General features: G+C 72.1%; 16 protein-coding genes. 14 read left to right on the top strand and 2 right to left on the bottom strand.

What is annotated here, in order from left to right; translation table 11 throughout:
- Window positions 1-64 precede the first annotated feature (64 nt).
- The 10 genes from ABIA35_RS34205 to ABIA35_RS34160 all read left to right on the top strand — a co-directional run bounded on the left by ABIA35_RS34205 (window position 65) and on the right by ABIA35_RS34160 (window position 9,823).
- The gene (locus ABIA35_RS34205; protein WP_370360712.1) at window positions 65-3,619 is read left to right on the top strand and encodes a cell wall-binding repeat-containing protein; all 3,555 of its coding nucleotides are present in this window, start codon (window positions 65-67) and stop codon (window positions 3,617-3,619) included.
- A 179-nt stretch (window positions 3,620-3,798) separates the two neighbouring features.
- Window positions 3,799-4,245, top strand: coding sequence for a DUF6325 family protein (locus ABIA35_RS34200; RefSeq protein ID WP_370360711.1), 447 nt, complete (start codon window positions 3,799-3,801; stop codon window positions 4,243-4,245).
- Window positions 4,246-4,255: 10 nt separating this feature from the next.
- Entirely contained in the window at window positions 4,256-4,546 is a 291-nt protein-coding gene (locus ABIA35_RS34195) for an SHOCT domain-containing protein (protein WP_370360734.1), read from the top strand.
- 44 nt (window positions 4,547-4,590) lie between these two features.
- Window positions 4,591-5,151, top strand: a complete 561-nt coding sequence (locus tag ABIA35_RS34190; RefSeq protein ID WP_370360710.1) for a hypothetical protein — start codon at window positions 4,591-4,593, stop codon at window positions 5,149-5,151.
- Window positions 5,148-5,597, top strand: coding sequence for an RDD family protein (locus tag ABIA35_RS34185; protein WP_370360709.1), 450 nt, complete (start codon window positions 5,148-5,150; stop codon window positions 5,595-5,597). The genes ABIA35_RS34190 and ABIA35_RS34185 overlap by 4 nt, the downstream gene beginning before the upstream one ends.
- A gap of 152 nt (window positions 5,598-5,749) precedes the next feature.
- Complete coding sequence (locus ABIA35_RS34180; protein WP_370336247.1) at window positions 5,750-6,091, top strand: carboxymuconolactone decarboxylase; 342 nt, start codon at window positions 5,750-5,752, stop codon at window positions 6,089-6,091.
- Window positions 6,092-6,277: 186 nt separating this feature from the next.
- Complete coding sequence (locus tag ABIA35_RS34175) at window positions 6,278-7,243, top strand: hypothetical protein (protein WP_370336249.1); 966 nt, start codon at window positions 6,278-6,280, stop codon at window positions 7,241-7,243.
- A 137-nt stretch (window positions 7,244-7,380) separates the two neighbouring features.
- Entirely contained in the window at window positions 7,381-7,794 is a 414-nt protein-coding gene (locus ABIA35_RS34170; protein ID WP_370336251.1) for a hypothetical protein, read from the top strand.
- 11 nt (window positions 7,795-7,805) lie between these two features.
- Window positions 7,806-9,212 carry a diacylglycerol kinase family protein gene (locus ABIA35_RS34165; RefSeq protein ID WP_370360708.1) on the top strand — a complete coding sequence of 469 codons (1,407 nt, stop codon included), beginning with the start codon at window positions 7,806-7,808 and terminating at the stop codon, window positions 9,210-9,212.
- Window positions 9,209-9,823, top strand: a complete 615-nt coding sequence (locus ABIA35_RS34160; RefSeq protein ID WP_370360707.1) for a phosphatase PAP2 family protein — start codon at window positions 9,209-9,211, stop codon at window positions 9,821-9,823. Before ABIA35_RS34165 ends, ABIA35_RS34160 begins: the two co-directional genes overlap by 4 nt.
- Here ABIA35_RS34160 and ABIA35_RS34155 read toward each other — a convergent pair.
- Together ABIA35_RS34155 and ABIA35_RS34150 are read right to left on the bottom strand one after the other, a co-directional pair.
- Window positions 9,792-10,361, bottom strand: coding sequence for a hypothetical protein (locus ABIA35_RS34155; protein ID WP_370360706.1), 570 nt, complete (start codon window positions 10,359-10,361; stop codon window positions 9,792-9,794). The genes ABIA35_RS34160 and ABIA35_RS34155 overlap by 32 nt on opposite strands.
- Window positions 10,354-12,063, bottom strand: a complete 1,710-nt coding sequence (locus ABIA35_RS34150) for a SulP family inorganic anion transporter (RefSeq protein WP_370360705.1) — start codon at window positions 12,061-12,063, stop codon at window positions 10,354-10,356. Before ABIA35_RS34150 ends, ABIA35_RS34155 begins: the two co-directional genes overlap by 8 nt.
- Window positions 12,064-12,232: 169 nt before the next feature.
- On the opposite strand from ABIA35_RS34150, the gene ABIA35_RS34145 reads away from it, so the two are divergent.
- From ABIA35_RS34145 to ABIA35_RS34130, 4 genes are all read left to right on the top strand, one after another.
- On the top strand, window positions 12,233-12,868 hold the full coding sequence (locus tag ABIA35_RS34145; RefSeq protein WP_370360704.1) for a GAP family protein: 636 nt from the start codon (window positions 12,233-12,235) through the stop codon (window positions 12,866-12,868).
- Between the two features lie 59 nt (window positions 12,869-12,927).
- Window positions 12,928-13,209, top strand: a complete 282-nt coding sequence (locus tag ABIA35_RS34140; protein ID WP_370336262.1) for a hypothetical protein — start codon at window positions 12,928-12,930, stop codon at window positions 13,207-13,209.
- 153 nt (window positions 13,210-13,362) lie between these two features.
- The gene (locus tag ABIA35_RS34135) at window positions 13,363-13,911 is read left to right on the top strand and encodes a hypothetical protein (protein ID WP_370336264.1); all 549 of its coding nucleotides are present in this window, start codon (window positions 13,363-13,365) and stop codon (window positions 13,909-13,911) included.
- Window positions 13,912-14,109: 198 nt separating this feature from the next.
- The gene (locus ABIA35_RS34130) at window positions 14,110-14,931 is read left to right on the top strand and encodes a YhjD/YihY/BrkB family envelope integrity protein (RefSeq protein WP_370336266.1); all 822 of its coding nucleotides are present in this window, start codon (window positions 14,110-14,112) and stop codon (window positions 14,929-14,931) included.
- Window positions 14,932-14,933: the final 2 nt, after the last annotated feature.

Genomic DNA, 14,933 nt, shown 5'->3' with positions numbered 1-14,933 from the left:
GGTGTTCCGGCACATGCCCCACGGCGGTCACCCGGGCGTCGCTTCAAGGGGACAGGACAGCGTGTTGTCGACCTTCAGGATCCGGCTTTCCGCGCTCGGGACGGGCGTCACTCTCATCGCCGCGCTGGCACAGCCCGTGGTCGGCCATGCCGCCGCGACCACTGTGTCCGTCGACAACCTGCGGACCGGGTGGGATTCGGCCGAGCCGGGTCTGGGGCCGGCGACGATCACCTCGTCCGGGTTCGGGCAGATCTTCTCCACGGCGGTCGACGGGCAGGTCTACGCGGAGCCGATCACCGCTGGTGACGTGCTGGTCGTGACCACCGAGAACAACAGCGTCTACGGGCTGGATCCGGGGAGCGGTGCCGTCGCCTGGCATGTGAACCTCGGGCCGGCCTGGCCGGCGGCGGCCAGTGGATGCGGGGATCTGACTCCGCAGATCGGCAGTACGGCGACGCCTGTCTTCGACCCGGCCACCGGCACCGTGTATCTGACCTCGAAGACGTACTCGGGCGGGAACGTCGCCTCGGCGCATTGGTACATGCACGCGCTCGATGCGGAGACCGGGCGGGAGCGTCCCGGGTTTCCGACGGAGATCAAGGGCTCGCCGGACAACGATCCCACGACCAGCTTCGATGCCTTCCACCAGATGCAGCGTCCCGGTCTGTTGCTGATGGACGGCGTCGTCTACGCCGGCTTCGGTGCGCACTGCGACTTCACGCCCTATCGCGGCTACGTCGTCGGCGTCGATGCCGCCACCGGGAAGCAGACCGCGATGTGGACCGACGAGGCCGGCGGAGTCGGGACCGGAGCGGGCATCTGGCAGGCCGGCAGCGGTTTGATGTCGGACGGGGACGGACGGATCTTCCTGTCCACCGGGAACGGGATGAGTCCGCACAGCAGCCCCAGCGGGGTCGGCGGGAGTACACCGCCGCAGGACCTCGGCGAGTCGGTGGTGCGGCTCCAGGTGAACGCCGACGGGACGCTGAGCACGGCCGACTTCTTCAGTCCGACGAACAACGCCGCGCTGGACATCAACGACCAGGACCTCGGTTCCGGTGGTCCGGTCGGCCTGCCGGACCAGTACTTCCCGACCGCTTCGGGCCAGTCCCTGCTGATGGAGCAGGGCAAGGACGGCCGGGTGTTCCTGCTCGACCGGAACGCGCTCGGCGGCAACGCCCAGGGCCCGGGCGGGACCGACGACGTCGTCAGCGTCTCGGGGCCGTTCGCCGGCCAGTGGGGCCATCCGGCGGTCTGGGGCGGCGACGGCGGGTGGGTCTACGCGGTCGGGAACAACGGCCCGATGCGGGCTTTCCGGTACGGCGCCTCGGCCGACGGTACGCCGAGCCTGAGCGCGGTCGGGACCACCGCCGACGCCTTCGGCTACACCAGCGGCTCCCCGGTCGTCACCTCCGACGGCACGACGTCCGGCAGCGCCGTGGTCTGGGTGGTCGTCGCGCCCGGCGGGGCGTCCGGGGTCAACGCCGAGCTGCGGGCGTACGGGGCCCTTCCCGGTGCCGACGGCCATCTGCCACTGCTGTACTCGGCGCCGATCGGCACCGCGCCGAAGTTCGTCGTCCCGGCCACCGACAAGGGGCACGTGTACGTCGGCACCCGCGACGGCCACGTGCTCGGCTTCGGCAGTCCCACCACCGCGGCGCTGACAGCGCCCCAGACCGCGTTCGGCCAGGAGGCCGTCGGCAGCACGGTTCAGGGCACGGTGACGCTCACCGCGACCCGGGCGGTGACCGTCACCGGGGTGAAGGCCTCTTCGGCGGACTTCCAGGTCGACACCGACGGCGCCGCCCTGCCGCGCGTCATGGCCGCCGGCGACACGCTGACGCTGCCGATCGGCTTCACCCCGTCGGTGCCCGGCGCGAACACCGCGATCCTGTCGCTGGCCACCGACCAGGGCACCTTCGGCGCCGCGCTGACCGGCACCGGCACGCAGGACGGCCTCGGCTCGAGCCCGCCCGCGCTGGTCTTCAACGACGACCAGCCGACCGGGATCAGTGCCACGCTGCCGGCGCGGATCGTCAACACCGGCACCACACCCGAGACCATCGGCTCGGCCACGGGGCCGGCGCCCGGCGGCGCGTTCGCCGTGGCCGGTCTGCCGGCCGCGGGCACGGTGATCCCGCCGGGTGCGGGCATCGACGTGTCCGTCACCTTCACACCGACCGCCCAACAGCCTTACCAGGACGCGATCTCGATCGCCTCGACCAGCGGCACAGGGTCTCAGGACACCCTGACGATCCCGCTGTCCGGGGGCGGCGTCACCGGATTCGGCCACATCTCCCTGTCGACGTCCTTGATGGACTTCGGCACGATACCGTTCGGCGACTCCGGCACGCTGACGTTCTGGGTGACCAACATCGGCAACGTCCCGGCGACCATCACCAAGGCCAAGGCGCCGGCCGGACAGTTCTTCACCACGCGGCCGCCGACCGAGGGCCTGGTCCTGGGCCCCGGCCAAGGGGCCCAGCTGGCCGTCACCTACGCCCCAACCGTCGCCGGTCCGGCGAACGCCGTGTACGAGATCAGCGCCGACACCGGCCAGGGCGCGATGTACGTGCAGCTCTCCGGAACCGGCGAGGATCCCGCAGCCGCTCCGCCTCCCCCTCCCCCGAACCAGCCGGCCGCCGATCCGTTGGTCACGCGGCTGTCGGGCAGCGACCGCTACCTGACCGGCGTCGCGGTGTCGCAGTCGCAGTGGGCGAACGCCGGCGGCGACGGGACCGCCAGGGCCACGGCGCACGGCGTGGTGCTGGCCCGCGGCGACATGTTCCCGGACGCGCTCGCCGGCGTGCCGTTGGCGGCCAAGGTGCACGGGCCGCTGCTGCTCACCGATCCCGCGACGCTGACCACGTCGAGCGAGAACGAGATCCGCCGGGTGCTCGGCGGCAGCGGCACGGTCGACATCCTCGGCGGGACCTCCGCGGTGTCCACAGCTGTGGAGAACCGGTTGCGCAGCCTGGGTTACACGGTGAACCGCTACTCCGGGCCGAACCGCGACGCCACCGCGCTGGACATCGCGCAGCGCGGCCTGGGCAACCCGGCGCACGTGGTGCTGGCCACCGGCCAGGACTTCGCCGACGCCCTGGCGGCCGGCCCGTTCGCGGCCGGACCGGCGGCGGCCGGCGGCGTCCCGGCCGCGATCCTGCCGACCGACGGCAAGACCCTGGATCCGCGCATCGCGGCCTACGTCCGCGGCAAGGCTTCGGCCTCCACCCCGGGCGCGCCCGCGGTCTGGGCGGTCGGCGGCCAGGCCGCCTCGGCCAGCGCGGGCCTGGGCGGCTTCGTCCAGGTCTACGCCGGGACCGACCGCTACGACACGGACCAGCGGCTGGTCCGCGCGGCCGCCGCGGCCGGCGGCGTGACCCGCATCGGCATCGCGACCGGCGCGGCGTTCCCCGACGCCCTCACCGGCGGCGCCTATGCCGCGAACGCCGGAGCCCAGTTGGTGATCGTCCCCTCGACGCTGGATCCGAGGACCGTGGCTCTGCTCCAGCAGCTCCAGCCGGCTTTGATCGCGGTGTCGTTGTTCGGCGGCACGAGCGTCATCTCGCCCGGCACGGCCGACCAGGTGACCCGGACCGTGCACGGCAGGAGCGGCTGAGGCGGTTTCACCCGACTGGGTGCAACACGGTTGCCGTTGGTGATCGGCGGGACGTTGATGGAGGTGTGGTCGCCGGACCGCTCGCCGATCACCGATGCGCCGTCCGTGCGCGGCGTGGCACGGCGTGGCACAGGGCTTCACCGGTGAAAGAAGAGCCTCACACCATCTACGGAGTGGACATGAGCGACGAGCTCGAAATGGGGCCCATCGACTACATCGTCGTGGAGTTCCCTCGCGAAGACATGCGGGGGGAGGGCCTGCCGATCCTGGTCGACCTGGTCGAGCGGGGCATCATCCGGATCCTGGACCTGACCTTCGTGACCAAGGGCGACGACGGGACCGTTACGGTGCTCGACCTCGCCGACGAGGACGCCGACGGACAGCTGGAGCTGGCCGTCTTCCAAGGCGCCTCCTCGGGGCTGCTCGGCGACGAGGAGATCGCCGAGGCCGCTTCGGTGCTGCGGCCCGGGACCTCCGCCGGGATCCTCGTGTACGAGAACACCTGGGCCGCGCCGTTCGTCAGCGCGTTGCGGCACAACGGGGCCGAGGTCGTCGCCGGCGGCCGCATCCCGGTCGCGGATCTGCTCGACGCCCTCGAGATCGCCGCCGCCGGTTCCAGCAGCTGAAAGGTGCCTGATCATGGGATTGCTCCGAGGAGTCGCGCGCACCGCGGTGGTCGCGGGCACGGCGACAGCGGTGTCCAACCGAGTCTCCCGGCGCCAGGCCGGACGCTGGGCCCAGCAGGACCAGCCGGTGCAGGCCACCATGCAGGCGGAACCGCCGGCCGCCGCCGAACCGGCAGCCCCGGCCGCGCCCTCGATGGATGACAAGCTCGCTCAGCTCAAGGAACTCGCTTCCCTGAAGGACAGCGGCATCCTCTCCGAGGCGGAGTTCGAGGCGCAGAAGCAGAAGATCTTGGGGACCTGAGGACCGCCACCGCCTCACAGCCCGGTCCGAAGGGGCAGCGGCCCATGGAGAAGGAACACGATGACGAGCCCTTGCCGTCAGCGGTGGTCAGGCTGTTCGCGGCCGGGATCGGGTCCGCGCTGCAGGCGGTGGAGGTCCTGACCGAGTTCGGTGCGGAGACCGCGCGGGTGGTGATCGACAGGGGCCGGGCCACGGCGGGCGAGGCGGATCGCCGGTACCACGCGGCCGCCCGCCGGGGCGACGCGCTGATCAAGAGCACCGCGGGCAGGCTGTCCGGGCCGGCCGACCAGGTGCTGGGCGCGGCCGCCGCGTGGACGGACCGGCAGATCGTCCGGCGGGTGGCGGAGTCGATGAAGCCCTACCTGGTCGAGGAACTCGTCCCGGAAGTGATCGACGGCGTGCTGCCGAAGATCCGGGCGGACGTCGTCCCGGTGGTGATCGAGGACCTCACGAAGGACGAGCGCGTCCAGGACCTGGTGGCCACTCAGAGCCGCGACATGCTCTCACGCAGCGTCGCCGAAGCACGCCGCGCCTCCGCCGACGCCGACGACCGGGTGGAGGCCCTGGTGCACAGGCTGTTCGGACGGCGGGGTAGTGAGGGATGACGGCCGGAGAAGAGCCTTCCGCCCACGAGCGGCATGAGCAGTACTCAGGCCTGGTCACCCGATTGTCGGCGCTGAGTGTCGACGCCGTCCTGCTCCTGATCGCCTCCGTGGCCGTCGGCTTCGGGGTGCCGGCCTTGTGGGCTTCCGTGGAGGGCTCGGCTCCCGGATGGCTGAAGGACAGCGCCGAGATCGTCGCCGCGCTCCTGCCTCTGTACTTCTGGCTCAGCTGGTGCGTCACCGGCCAGACGCTCGGCGGCGTGCTCTTCGGCATCGCCGTCCTGCGGCCCGACGGCTCGCGGGTCGGCGCGCCGCGCGCCGCGCTGCGGGCGTTCTTCGGCCTGCTGTTCGCGCCGATCTGGCTGGCCGGCATGGTCACCACGGTGCTGGATCCGCGCCGCCGCGCCGCCCACGACATCGTGATGGGCACGGCCGTCCGGAGGTTGTGATCCCCTCGCAGGTCATGCCGGTCGGGGACGGTTTGGCGCCCGTAATGCGGGGGGCCGGGATCGCTCTTACTATCGAACCGCTAGTGCCGATGAGGGTTCGCTCATTCCGCGCGGCCTTCGCCGGCTCGGCCTCTGAAGGAAGGCAGCCAATCATGGCCGTCACATCCGAGACTCCGGTACTGGACACGCTCGCCGCGATGACGATCGACTCGCTCGAGCGGTGCAACCTGGAGCCGAGCACGCTCGTGCTCACCCGCCTGGCCGCACTGTGCGCGATGGACGCACCGCCGATCTCCTACCTCGCCCACGTCGGTCCGGCCCAGGAGGCCGAGGTGACCATGGACCAGGTCCAGGACCTCCTCGTCGCCATCGCGCCGGTCGTCGGCACGGCCCGCGTCATGTCGGCCGCCGGCCACATCACCGAGGCGCTCGGCTTCGCGATCGCGGTGGCCGAGACGGAGATGATGGAGATGGAGGACGGCGGCAGCATGTGACCTCAGCGGCCGCCGCCCCGGAGTGCGCCGCGCCGATCTCCGTCTGCGTCTGCAGTTGTATCGGGTATCGGGCATCGGGCATCTGACAAGCGCACCCGGGGCGGACGGCCGCGCCACGGACGCACTACGGCCGCACCAGGGCCACGCCACGGACGCACTACGGCTGCGCTCGACGAAGGAGTGCCCATGCCAGCTGCGGGCGCCGCATCGTCCGCGGGCAACCGGGAGACGCGCCGCACTACGGAGCTGGCCCGCACGCTGCTCCGCATCGTCCTGCGCGACCCCGGCCACCTCCCGGAGAACCTCGCGGTCTTCTCGCAGACGATGCTGGGCCCCGGCATTCCCGCCTACGTCACCGCGCTGCGCACCCAGAACCCGGATGCCGACACCTCGCAGCTGGAACGCCTGATCGCGCAGCAGGGGATCCGGGAGACGGCCCGCGAGGGCGGGTTCGTCGGCGGGCCCTTCATCGCCTTCGTGCCGGTGGCCTTCGTCGCCGCCCTGCTGGCCCAGATCAAGATGATGCTGCGCATGGCGGCCGTGTCCGACCGCGATCCGCGGGATCCCGAGCGCGCCGCCGAGCTGTTGGTGATCATGGGTGTCCACGGCGACGTGGCGCGCGCGGCGGCGGCGCTGAAGAAGTTGCCGGCGGCGGGGTCCGAGGTCCCGAAGAAGCACTCTGCCGCCTACGCCATGGTCGACGTGATCCGGCGCATGGCCAAGCTGCTCGGGCTGATCGCGCCGGCGGCGGTCACCCGGGTGAGCAAGCTGGTCCATCTCGGGCGGTGGATCGTGCTCGGTCTGGCGCTGCTCGTGGGCATGGTGGTGCCGCTGATCTGGCTCCCCTACCTGTCGATGTCGTACTACCGCGGCACGGTCGAGCTGGCCGAGCGGGTCTCGGTGTTCTACTCGGGGCCGGAGAGGGCGATCCGCTTGCCGCGCAAGGCTTCCGACGCCCCGGGACTCGCGGCGGCGGCGCTGCGGGCGCTGGCCTCGTTGGCGCTCATCGTGGGCGGGTTCGCCGTGTTCCTCTCGCTCGACGTCAAGATCGCCGGGCACGAGTGGCCCGCGCTGCTGTCGCTGGCCGTCCTCATCTCCTCGGTGACCGGTCTGGTTTGGTACCTGCGCCGCGTTCGGCGCCGGCATCGCTAGCTTTCCTCGATTTCACACGAACGGACTCGCCCCCATCGCCAGACCCCCGGCGGCGAGCTGAGGATGAGAAGTCGTACCCGAACGGTGCGGTACAGACCGAATGCGCACCCGGTTGTGCGCGAGTGGAGATGACAGCCATGAGTCAGGCCACGGTTCCACGCGGAACAGCGTCCCGGACACCGCACCACGCGGTCTTCGCCGGCGTACTGCTGATGATCTCGGGCATCATGAACGTCTTCCAGGGGATCACCGCTATCGCCAACGACGACGTGTACCGGCAGATCGGCAACTACACGTTCAAGTTCTCCACCACCTCGTGGGGCTGGATCCACCTGGTCCTCGGCGTCCTGGTCGCGATCGTCGGCTGGGGTGCCTACACCGGCGCCACGTGGGCCAAGGTCATCGGTGTCGCCATCGTCGGGATAGCGATGATCGTCAACTTCATGTGGCTGCCCTACCAGACCTGGTGGGCGCTGGCCCTCATCGCGATCGACGGCTTCGCCCTGTGGTCGCTGATCGGCGGCAGCGACGAGCCGGTCGCCAGAACCTGAGAACGCCGCGCGTGCCATCCCATCGGGCCGGACAGGAGCAAGCAGGCCCGGCACGGCGAGCGCGGCAGGCACGGCACGCACGCCGAGCGCGCTGGCTGGCCCGCGCAGCGCTCGCCCTCGTCCTGGCCGCGGTCGGGCTCCTGATCGCGGCGACCGATCTGGGCGGCGCCATCGTGGCCGTCCTGATCGCGGTCGCCGCGCTGGCGCTGGCCGCGGTCGGGAGCTGGTGGGCCCTGACTCACCACGGCGCTGCCCGGGCCGCAGGGGTCCTGGTCGCGATCGGCGCGCTGGTCGGCATGGTCCTGCTCTACGCCAACTCGACAGTCCGCTGGCTCATCGCCCTCGGCGCCGCGGTGGCCTGGGCCGCGGCCATTGCCTGCGGCCGCGCGGCGCTGCGCGCCGACCGGGCCGAGCAGGGCGCGCCGGTGCTGCGCACCCCCGCGCCGCGCCGTCCGGTCCTGATCATGAATCCGGCCTCCGGCGGCGGCAAGGTCGAGCAGTTCGACCTTGTCCGCAAGGCCGAGGCTCTGGGCTGCCGGGTGATCCTGCTGGACCCGGCACACCACCAGGACGTCGCCGCACTCGCCCGGCAGGCCCTCGCCGACGGCGCGGACCTGCTCGGCGTGGCCGGCGGGGACGGCACGCAGGCCCTGGTCGCCGGGGTGGCCGCCGAGCACGGCGTGCCGTTCCTGGTGATCTCGGCCGGCACCCGCAACCACTTCGCCATGGACCTCGGCCTGGACCGCGACGATCCGAGCCGCTGCCTGCTGGCGCTCACCGACGGCGTCGAACTGCGGGTCGACCTCGGGGAGGTGGCGGGGCGGACGTTCGTGAACAACGCCTCCTTCGGCGTCTACGCCGAGATCGTGCAGCGCCCCGAGTACCGGGACGCGAAGGCCTCCACCACGCTCGATCAGCTCCCGGACCTGCTGACCGGCTACGCCGGGGCCCGTCTGACAGCACACATCGACGGGACGGTCCTGGCCGGTCCGCAGGCGGTGCTGGTGAGCTGCAACCCCTACGACACAGGCTGGTACGGCGCGGGCCGCCGGCCGCGCATGGACACCGGAAAGCTGGGCGTCATAGGCCTGACGGTGCGCGGCGCGGCGCAGGCGGCGGATCTGGCCCTGCGCGGCGAGCAGTCCGGCGCGCTCACCACGATGACCGCCGACGAGGTGACCATCACGGCCGACACGGACACGGTCCAGGCCGGGGTGGACGGCGAGGCGCTCACCCTCCCGACCCCGGTCCGCTGCCGCATCCTCCCGGGAGCCCTGCGGGTCCGGGTTCCGCGGGAGCGCCCCGGCGTCCCGGAGGCGCGGCGGTCGGTCGACTGGCGCCGGCTCGGCGTGCTCGCGCTGACCCTTCCCGGGAAGTCGGCAGAAGCGAAGTCGACAGAAGCGGCGGTGGAACGATGACTCAGCGAATCCGCACCGTTGCCGACGCCGCCCGCGCCGGAGCCGCGTCGGCGGACGCCGCCCTGTACGCGGCCGTCGCGCGCAGCACCGGCAGCAGCAGGCTGGACGAGGCACTCTCCCGGCTTTCGAACGCGGCGGACCATTCCAAGATCTCCCTGGCGATCGCGGCACTTCTCGCGACGCGGTCCGGGGCACCGCGCCGCGGCGCCGTCAGGGGGCTGGCAGCCATCGGCCTCACCTCGGCGAGCGCCAACCTGCTCGGCAAGCGGCTGTTCAGCCGGCGCCGGCCGGACTGGGACATGATCGGGGTCCCGCTGCGGCGCAGGGTCCGGATGCCCGCCTCGACGGCTTTCCCCTCGGGGCATTCCGCGTCCGCTGCGGCGTTCGCGGTGGCGGTGAGCTCCGAGGTTCCCGCGGCCGCCCTGCCGTTGGGAGCCCTCGCCGCCGCCGTCGGGTATTCGCGGGTGCACACCGGCGTGCACTATCCGGGCGACGTCCTGGCCGGCTTCGCGCTCGGCGCCGCCTGTGCCGCTGCCGTGATCGCGGCCGACCGTCGCCGAACAAGACCTTCGGCCGGCGTCAGTGCAGGTGAAGCAGCACCAGGTTCTTGAGCAGCACCATGACGACCCCGAGGGCCACGGCGGTGGCCGTCGCCCCGGCCAGGCGCCAGCCGGTCAGGTGCGCCGCGCGGGCCGCCGCCCAGCTGTGCGCCCCCAGCAGGAGCACCACGGCCGCGAGCCCGATGTTCGCGGCGGTCAGCGACGAGGCCCCGGCCAGGCGGGCCACGACCGCGGCGGCCAGCGGCAGGAACGAGGCCGTGACCATGGGCCAGGTCTCGGCGAGCGCGTGCCCGATGCGGGCCGGGGACGGCAGGCGTCCGTCCTCGATCTGTTCGCCGAGCAGATCGGCGTATTCCTCGGCCAGCCAGTAGACCACCAGGGTGACGACGACCGCGACCACGAGCGACGCGGTCGACAGCCCGGAGGTCGCGGCGAAGATCGCCGCGGTGACGATGGCCCCGTAGATGCCGGCGGCCCGGCGGCGGCCGACGTCGTAGGCCGGGCCGCGGGGTTGCTCGGACGCGCTGCCGGCCGCGCCGCCGGTCACGCCGTCGTCCGCCGCGCTCTCGCCGCGTTCCAGGTCAGACATCGCCCTCTCCCGGGGTTCGGTGGTCCGGCGCGCCGGCCCGGAAGGCGTCCTCGGCGGCGTGGACGCTCGGGTAGAAGCGGCTCGCCGGGATCGCCTGGTCCTCGTACTGTTCGATCTTGCGCCGGACCGGGTCCTGAAGCTCGGCGAACACCAACGCGATCCCCCGCTCCTGGAGGTCCTCGGTGAGCTTCATGAGCATGTCGCAGGCGGTGACGTCGACATCGGTCACCGACTCGGCGGCGACCAGGATCCACCGGGTCCCCGGGCTCCGGGACAGTCGGACGACCCGCTTGCGGAACGTCTTGGCGTTGGCGAAGATCAGCGGCGCCGCGAAGCGGTAGACCACCAGGCCGGGGACTCGCTGAGCGGTCGGGTGGGTCTCCAGGTCGTAGTAGCCGCGCAGTCCGCTGATCCGCCCGAGCTCGGCCTCATAGGGCTGCCACGCGTGGCGGAAGACATTGAGGATCGACAGGAGCACCGCGATCGCGATGCCGGGCAGCACCCCGAGCAGCGCCACGCCGAGGAACGCCGCGGCCGAGAGCAGGAACTCGGTCCGCCGCTGGTGCCAGAGCCGGACCGTGCCCGGGACGTCGGCCAGCGACAGCGAGGCGCAGATGACCACGGCGGCCAGCGCGGGCTGGGGCAGGTTCCGCAGCAGGCCCGGGACCAGCACGATCATCAAGGTGATGAGTACCGCGCCGACCACACCGGTCAGCTGGCTGCGCGCGCCGGACCGCTCGGCCACGGCGGTGCGGGAGCCGCTGGTGCTGACCGGGAAGCCTTGGAAGAACCCTGCGGCCAGGTTCGCCGCCCCGATGCCGACCATCTCCTTGCCGCCGTCGATCTCCTGGCCGGTGCGTTCGGCGAAGGCCGAGGCGGTGGAGATGGTGTCGGCCAGCGAGACCAGCGCGATGCCGGCGGCGGCGCCGACCAGCGGGCCGATGTCCGACCAGCGCACGTCCGGCAGCGTCAGCGGCGGGAAGCCGCGCGGCAGGTCGCCGACCAGGTCGACGCCGTGCGCGGCGAGGTCGAACACCGAGGTGGCGGCGACGGCTGCCAGGACCATGATCAGGACCGCCGGGAGCTTGGGCAGCCAGCGTTGCAGCACCAGGATGAGGATCACCCCGGCGATCCCGACGGCGGCGGCCGCGGCGACCGCCTCGCCACGCGCGAGCCCCCGGACGAAGGCGTGGATCTCGCGGATCAGGCCCTCGGCGCTCACCTTGAAGCCGAACAGCTTGGGCAGCTGCCCGACCAGGATGGTCAGCGCCAGGCCGTTCAGGTAGCCCATGATCGTGGGCTTGGACAGCAGGTCCGCCACGAAGCCCAGGCGGGCCGCCGCGCCGCCGATCATCAGCACCGCCACCAGGAGGGCCAGCATCGAGGCCAGGGCGACCGCGCGGGCGCTGTCCTGGCCGGCGGCGGCCAGCGGGAGGACGGCGGCGGCGATCATCGGCCCCAGGGAGGAGTCCGGGCCCAGGACCAGGATCCGGCTCGGGCCGAACAGCGCGTAGGCGAGCAGGCAGGTGATCGAGGTGTACAGGCCGGTGATGGGCGGCAGGCCGGCCAGTTCGGCGTACGCCATGCCCTGCGGCACGAGCAGGGTGCTCAGCACCACGCCGGCCACGATGTCCTTGACCACCCAGCCCCGCTGGTAGGTCGCCGCCGCTTGCAGGCCGGGTACCGAGCGCCAGAAGGACACAGCGCCTCCAGCCTCCGTGCCGCGAGCCGATGAGCCGATCCCCGCCAGTGTGGGTCAAGTCGACCACGGGCCCTTTCGCGCTGCCAGCCGGCGGGCCGTTCGGCTCACGCCCGGGTGTTGAGAGCGCACCGCAGTGTCATGATCTTCTTGGCGAGTGGTGGAGGTGACCATGCCGTGGGATGCCATACCGCCGGCGCTGGCCGCGGCGTTCTCACCGACGACGCTGCTGATCGTCGCCGGACTGCTGTCCCGGGCGCGGCCGCTGAAACTCGCGTTCACCTTCCTGGCCGCCGCGGGCACGGTCACCGCCGCGGTGGGCTTCGCGGTCGTCGGGGCGCTGGACGCCACCGGGTTGGACGACAAGCGCCTGCACCCGACCGCGCCGCCCACGCTGGATCTGGCCCTCGGCGGCGCGGCCCTGTTGTTCGCGGTGTTCGTCGCGCGCCGTAGTCCGCACAAGGTGAAGGTCCGCCGGGGCGACACCCGCCTGACGACCGCGATGGTCCTCGGACTGGCGATGGGCTCGCCGTCGCCCCTCTACCTGCTGTCGCTGCACACGGTGGCCCAGTCGGACATGGCCACGGCGGCCAAGTACCTCGTCGTGATCCCGCTCGCGGCCATCGTCATGCTCATGGCGGAGATCCCGATCATCACCTATCTGGTCGCCCCCGAGACCACCGCCGCCCGGCTCGCGGCGGCGAACGCCTGGCTCGCCCGCCACGGCCAGGAGATCCTGGTCATCGCCTCGACGGTGGTGGGCTGCTACTTCGTCGTCAAGGGCATCGTCGGGCTGCTCCAGGCTTAGAGGTGGCTCACCGGGCGCGCGGACATGCCGGACCGGGAGCGCGGACGCAGAGTGGAACCATGACGAATTCCGAGATGACAGGGCTGCCCTTTCAGACCGGCATGATCAGGGCCGGCGCCGCGCTCATCGGCGGCGGACTGATGATCGCCACCGCCGGCATGGGGATCACGGCGATCGCCGTGACCCGCGGCGTGGCAGCCTGGGCCCGGCGGCGGGAGGTCTCCCCAGGTGCCCTGGCGGCCGGCAAGTTCGACCAGGTCAGGCACGCGACGCTCGCCGGCGCGCACGCCTGGCGCGAGCACGCGGACTCGGCGAACGGTCACCGCGCGCACGCCCGCTAGGCGGCCGTCATCCGGCTGTCGGCCGACGGGGTCACCCGGTCGGCCGACAGCTCATGCGCCGCTGCCTGCCCGGTCGGAGGTGGATACTCCATTCGGGGAGTCCGAACACCTCCAGAGAATGTGTTCGAAGGTCCCCGGGTGGACGATGGGGTTATGGCCACGCATACGGCCGACCTGCGGATTCAGCGCAGAAGGGTCGAGCACATCCAGCGGCTGACGGCCGAGATAGCCGATCGGCAGCAGATCGTGGCGCACCTGATGGTCACGGTCTTCAGAGCCTGCTACTACTTCTTCACGCTCGCCTGCCTCTTCGCGGGCCTCGTGGGCCTCATCAGGGGCAAGCACGGCGTCGGTCTCACCTGGGGCGCCGCCGGCATCGTCCTGGTTCTGCTGCTGGTCGGGTTCAAGGTCGCCAAGAAGATCGGGAGCCGGGTCATCCGCGAGCTCCGCAAGGAGCTGGCGAGGGACCGCCCCGTCGAGGACGCCGAGACGGTTCCCGTCGCGGAACCTGTCGCGGAACCCGTCGTCGAGCCCGCCACAGCGCCCATCGCGGCGGCCACCGCGGAGCCCGCCAAGCCAGTCGGGAAGCCCATTGCGGAGCCCGTCATAGAGCCGGCCATGACGATGGCCGCGAACGAGGCCGCCGGTGCCCTCCCGGCCGGAGCGCAGCCGGGCGACCCCGGAACCCCGCCGCTGCCCTGATTCTCGACGCGCTTCGGCGTACAGGTGTCGGCACCTCTGTACGCCGAATGGCTGTCCATCCACATGCCGCACCGGGGCTCCGGGCACGAGTCGGAGGTGACGGATCCGGGGCCCAGGTCATCACAGCCCGGGCCATCAGAGCCCGGGCCGTCACAGCCGCCCGGCAACGGCCGGCTCGGCCGGTTCCGCGTCCGGCTCATGCGCCTGGCGGAGAGGACACGGGCGATCCCGTTCGTCGGGAAGCTCACCGTCCAGCTGGTCCACGTCAACGTCCTCGACACCGCCACCCGCCTGGCCGCCCAGACCTTCCTGACCGGCATCCCGGTCCTGTTCGTGCTGGCCGCCTTCGCACCGGCCGCGGTGCGCGACAACCTCGTGGACTCGCTGCGCTCCATCCTCGGCCTGGGCTCCCGGCCGCTCGCCGAGATCAGGGGGACGCTCCAGGCCGGCCATGACACCGAGGTGGAGACCTTCGGCGGGATCGGGGTCGTGGTGACCCTGCTGTCGGCGACCGCGTGCTCCCGGGTGCTCCAGCGGCTGTGCGAGCGGTCCTGGCACCTGCCGCCCGCGGCGGCGCGGCTGGCCGCGTGGCGGTGGGTGGCCTGGCTGGTGGTGTGGCTGGCCGTGCTCGTGTTCCAGGGGAAGGTGCGGGAGGGCTTCGGCGTCGGGCAGGGTCTGGGGCTGCCCATGGCCCTGGCCACCGCCTGCCTGATGTGGTGGTGGACGCAGTACCTGCTGCTGGCCGGCCGCATGCCGTGGCTGCCGCTGCTGCCCGGCGCGGTCCTCACCGGGGTCGCGATGACGGCGCTGGCGGGCGCGGCGAAGATCTACGTGCCGAACTCGCTGGACCGCAGCATCAGCCAGTTCGGGCCGCTGGGGCTGGTCTTCACGTTGTTCTCGTGGCTGATCGTGCTCTTCACGGCGGCGACCGTGTGCGTGGCCACCGGATACGTGATCGCCCACGAGCCGGCCGTGGCCCGGCTGCTGAAGACGCCGCCCGCGCCGGACTCGACCGACTGATC

The sequence above is a fragment of the Catenulispora sp. MAP12-49 genome (genome assembly GCF_041262705.1).
In the GTDB taxonomy this organism is placed as follows: Bacteria; Actinomycetota; Actinomycetes; order Streptomycetales; family Catenulisporaceae; genus Catenulispora.
Note: the sequence above shows the minus strand (reverse complement) of the source record. Positions and strands in the feature narration are given on the sequence as shown.

What these genes read in the sequence shown, in the direction of transcription:
- ABIA35_RS34200 (WP_370360711.1), top strand. Translation starts at nt 3,799, where the DNA reads ATGAGCGACGAGCTCGAAATGGGGCCCATCGACTACATCGTCGTGGAG.
- ABIA35_RS34190 (WP_370360710.1), top strand. Translation starts at nt 4,591, where the DNA reads ATGGAGAAGGAACACGATGACGAGCCCTTGCCGTCAGCGGTGGTCAGG.
- ABIA35_RS34185 (WP_370360709.1), top strand. Translation starts at nt 5,148, where the DNA reads ATGACGGCCGGAGAAGAGCCTTCCGCCCACGAGCGGCATGAGCAGTAC.
- ABIA35_RS34180 (WP_370336247.1), top strand. Translation starts at nt 5,750, where the DNA reads ATGGCCGTCACATCCGAGACTCCGGTACTGGACACGCTCGCCGCGATG.
- ABIA35_RS34175 (WP_370336249.1), top strand. Translation starts at nt 6,278, where the DNA reads ATGCCAGCTGCGGGCGCCGCATCGTCCGCGGGCAACCGGGAGACGCGC.
- ABIA35_RS34170 (WP_370336251.1), top strand. Translation starts at nt 7,381, where the DNA reads ATGAGTCAGGCCACGGTTCCACGCGGAACAGCGTCCCGGACACCGCAC.
- ABIA35_RS34160 (WP_370360707.1), top strand. Translation starts at nt 9,209, where the DNA reads ATGACTCAGCGAATCCGCACCGTTGCCGACGCCGCCCGCGCCGGAGCC.
- ABIA35_RS34155 (WP_370360706.1), bottom strand. Translation starts at nt 10,361, where the DNA reads ATGTCTGACCTGGAACGCGGCGAGAGCGCGGCGGACGACGGCGTGACC.
- ABIA35_RS34145 (WP_370360704.1), top strand. Translation starts at nt 12,233, where the DNA reads ATGCCGTGGGATGCCATACCGCCGGCGCTGGCCGCGGCGTTCTCACCG.
- ABIA35_RS34140 (WP_370336262.1), top strand. Translation starts at nt 12,928, where the DNA reads ATGACGAATTCCGAGATGACAGGGCTGCCCTTTCAGACCGGCATGATC.
- ABIA35_RS34135 (WP_370336264.1), top strand. Translation starts at nt 13,363, where the DNA reads ATGGCCACGCATACGGCCGACCTGCGGATTCAGCGCAGAAGGGTCGAG.
- ABIA35_RS34130 (WP_370336266.1), top strand. Translation starts at nt 14,110, where the DNA reads ATGCGCCTGGCGGAGAGGACACGGGCGATCCCGTTCGTCGGGAAGCTC.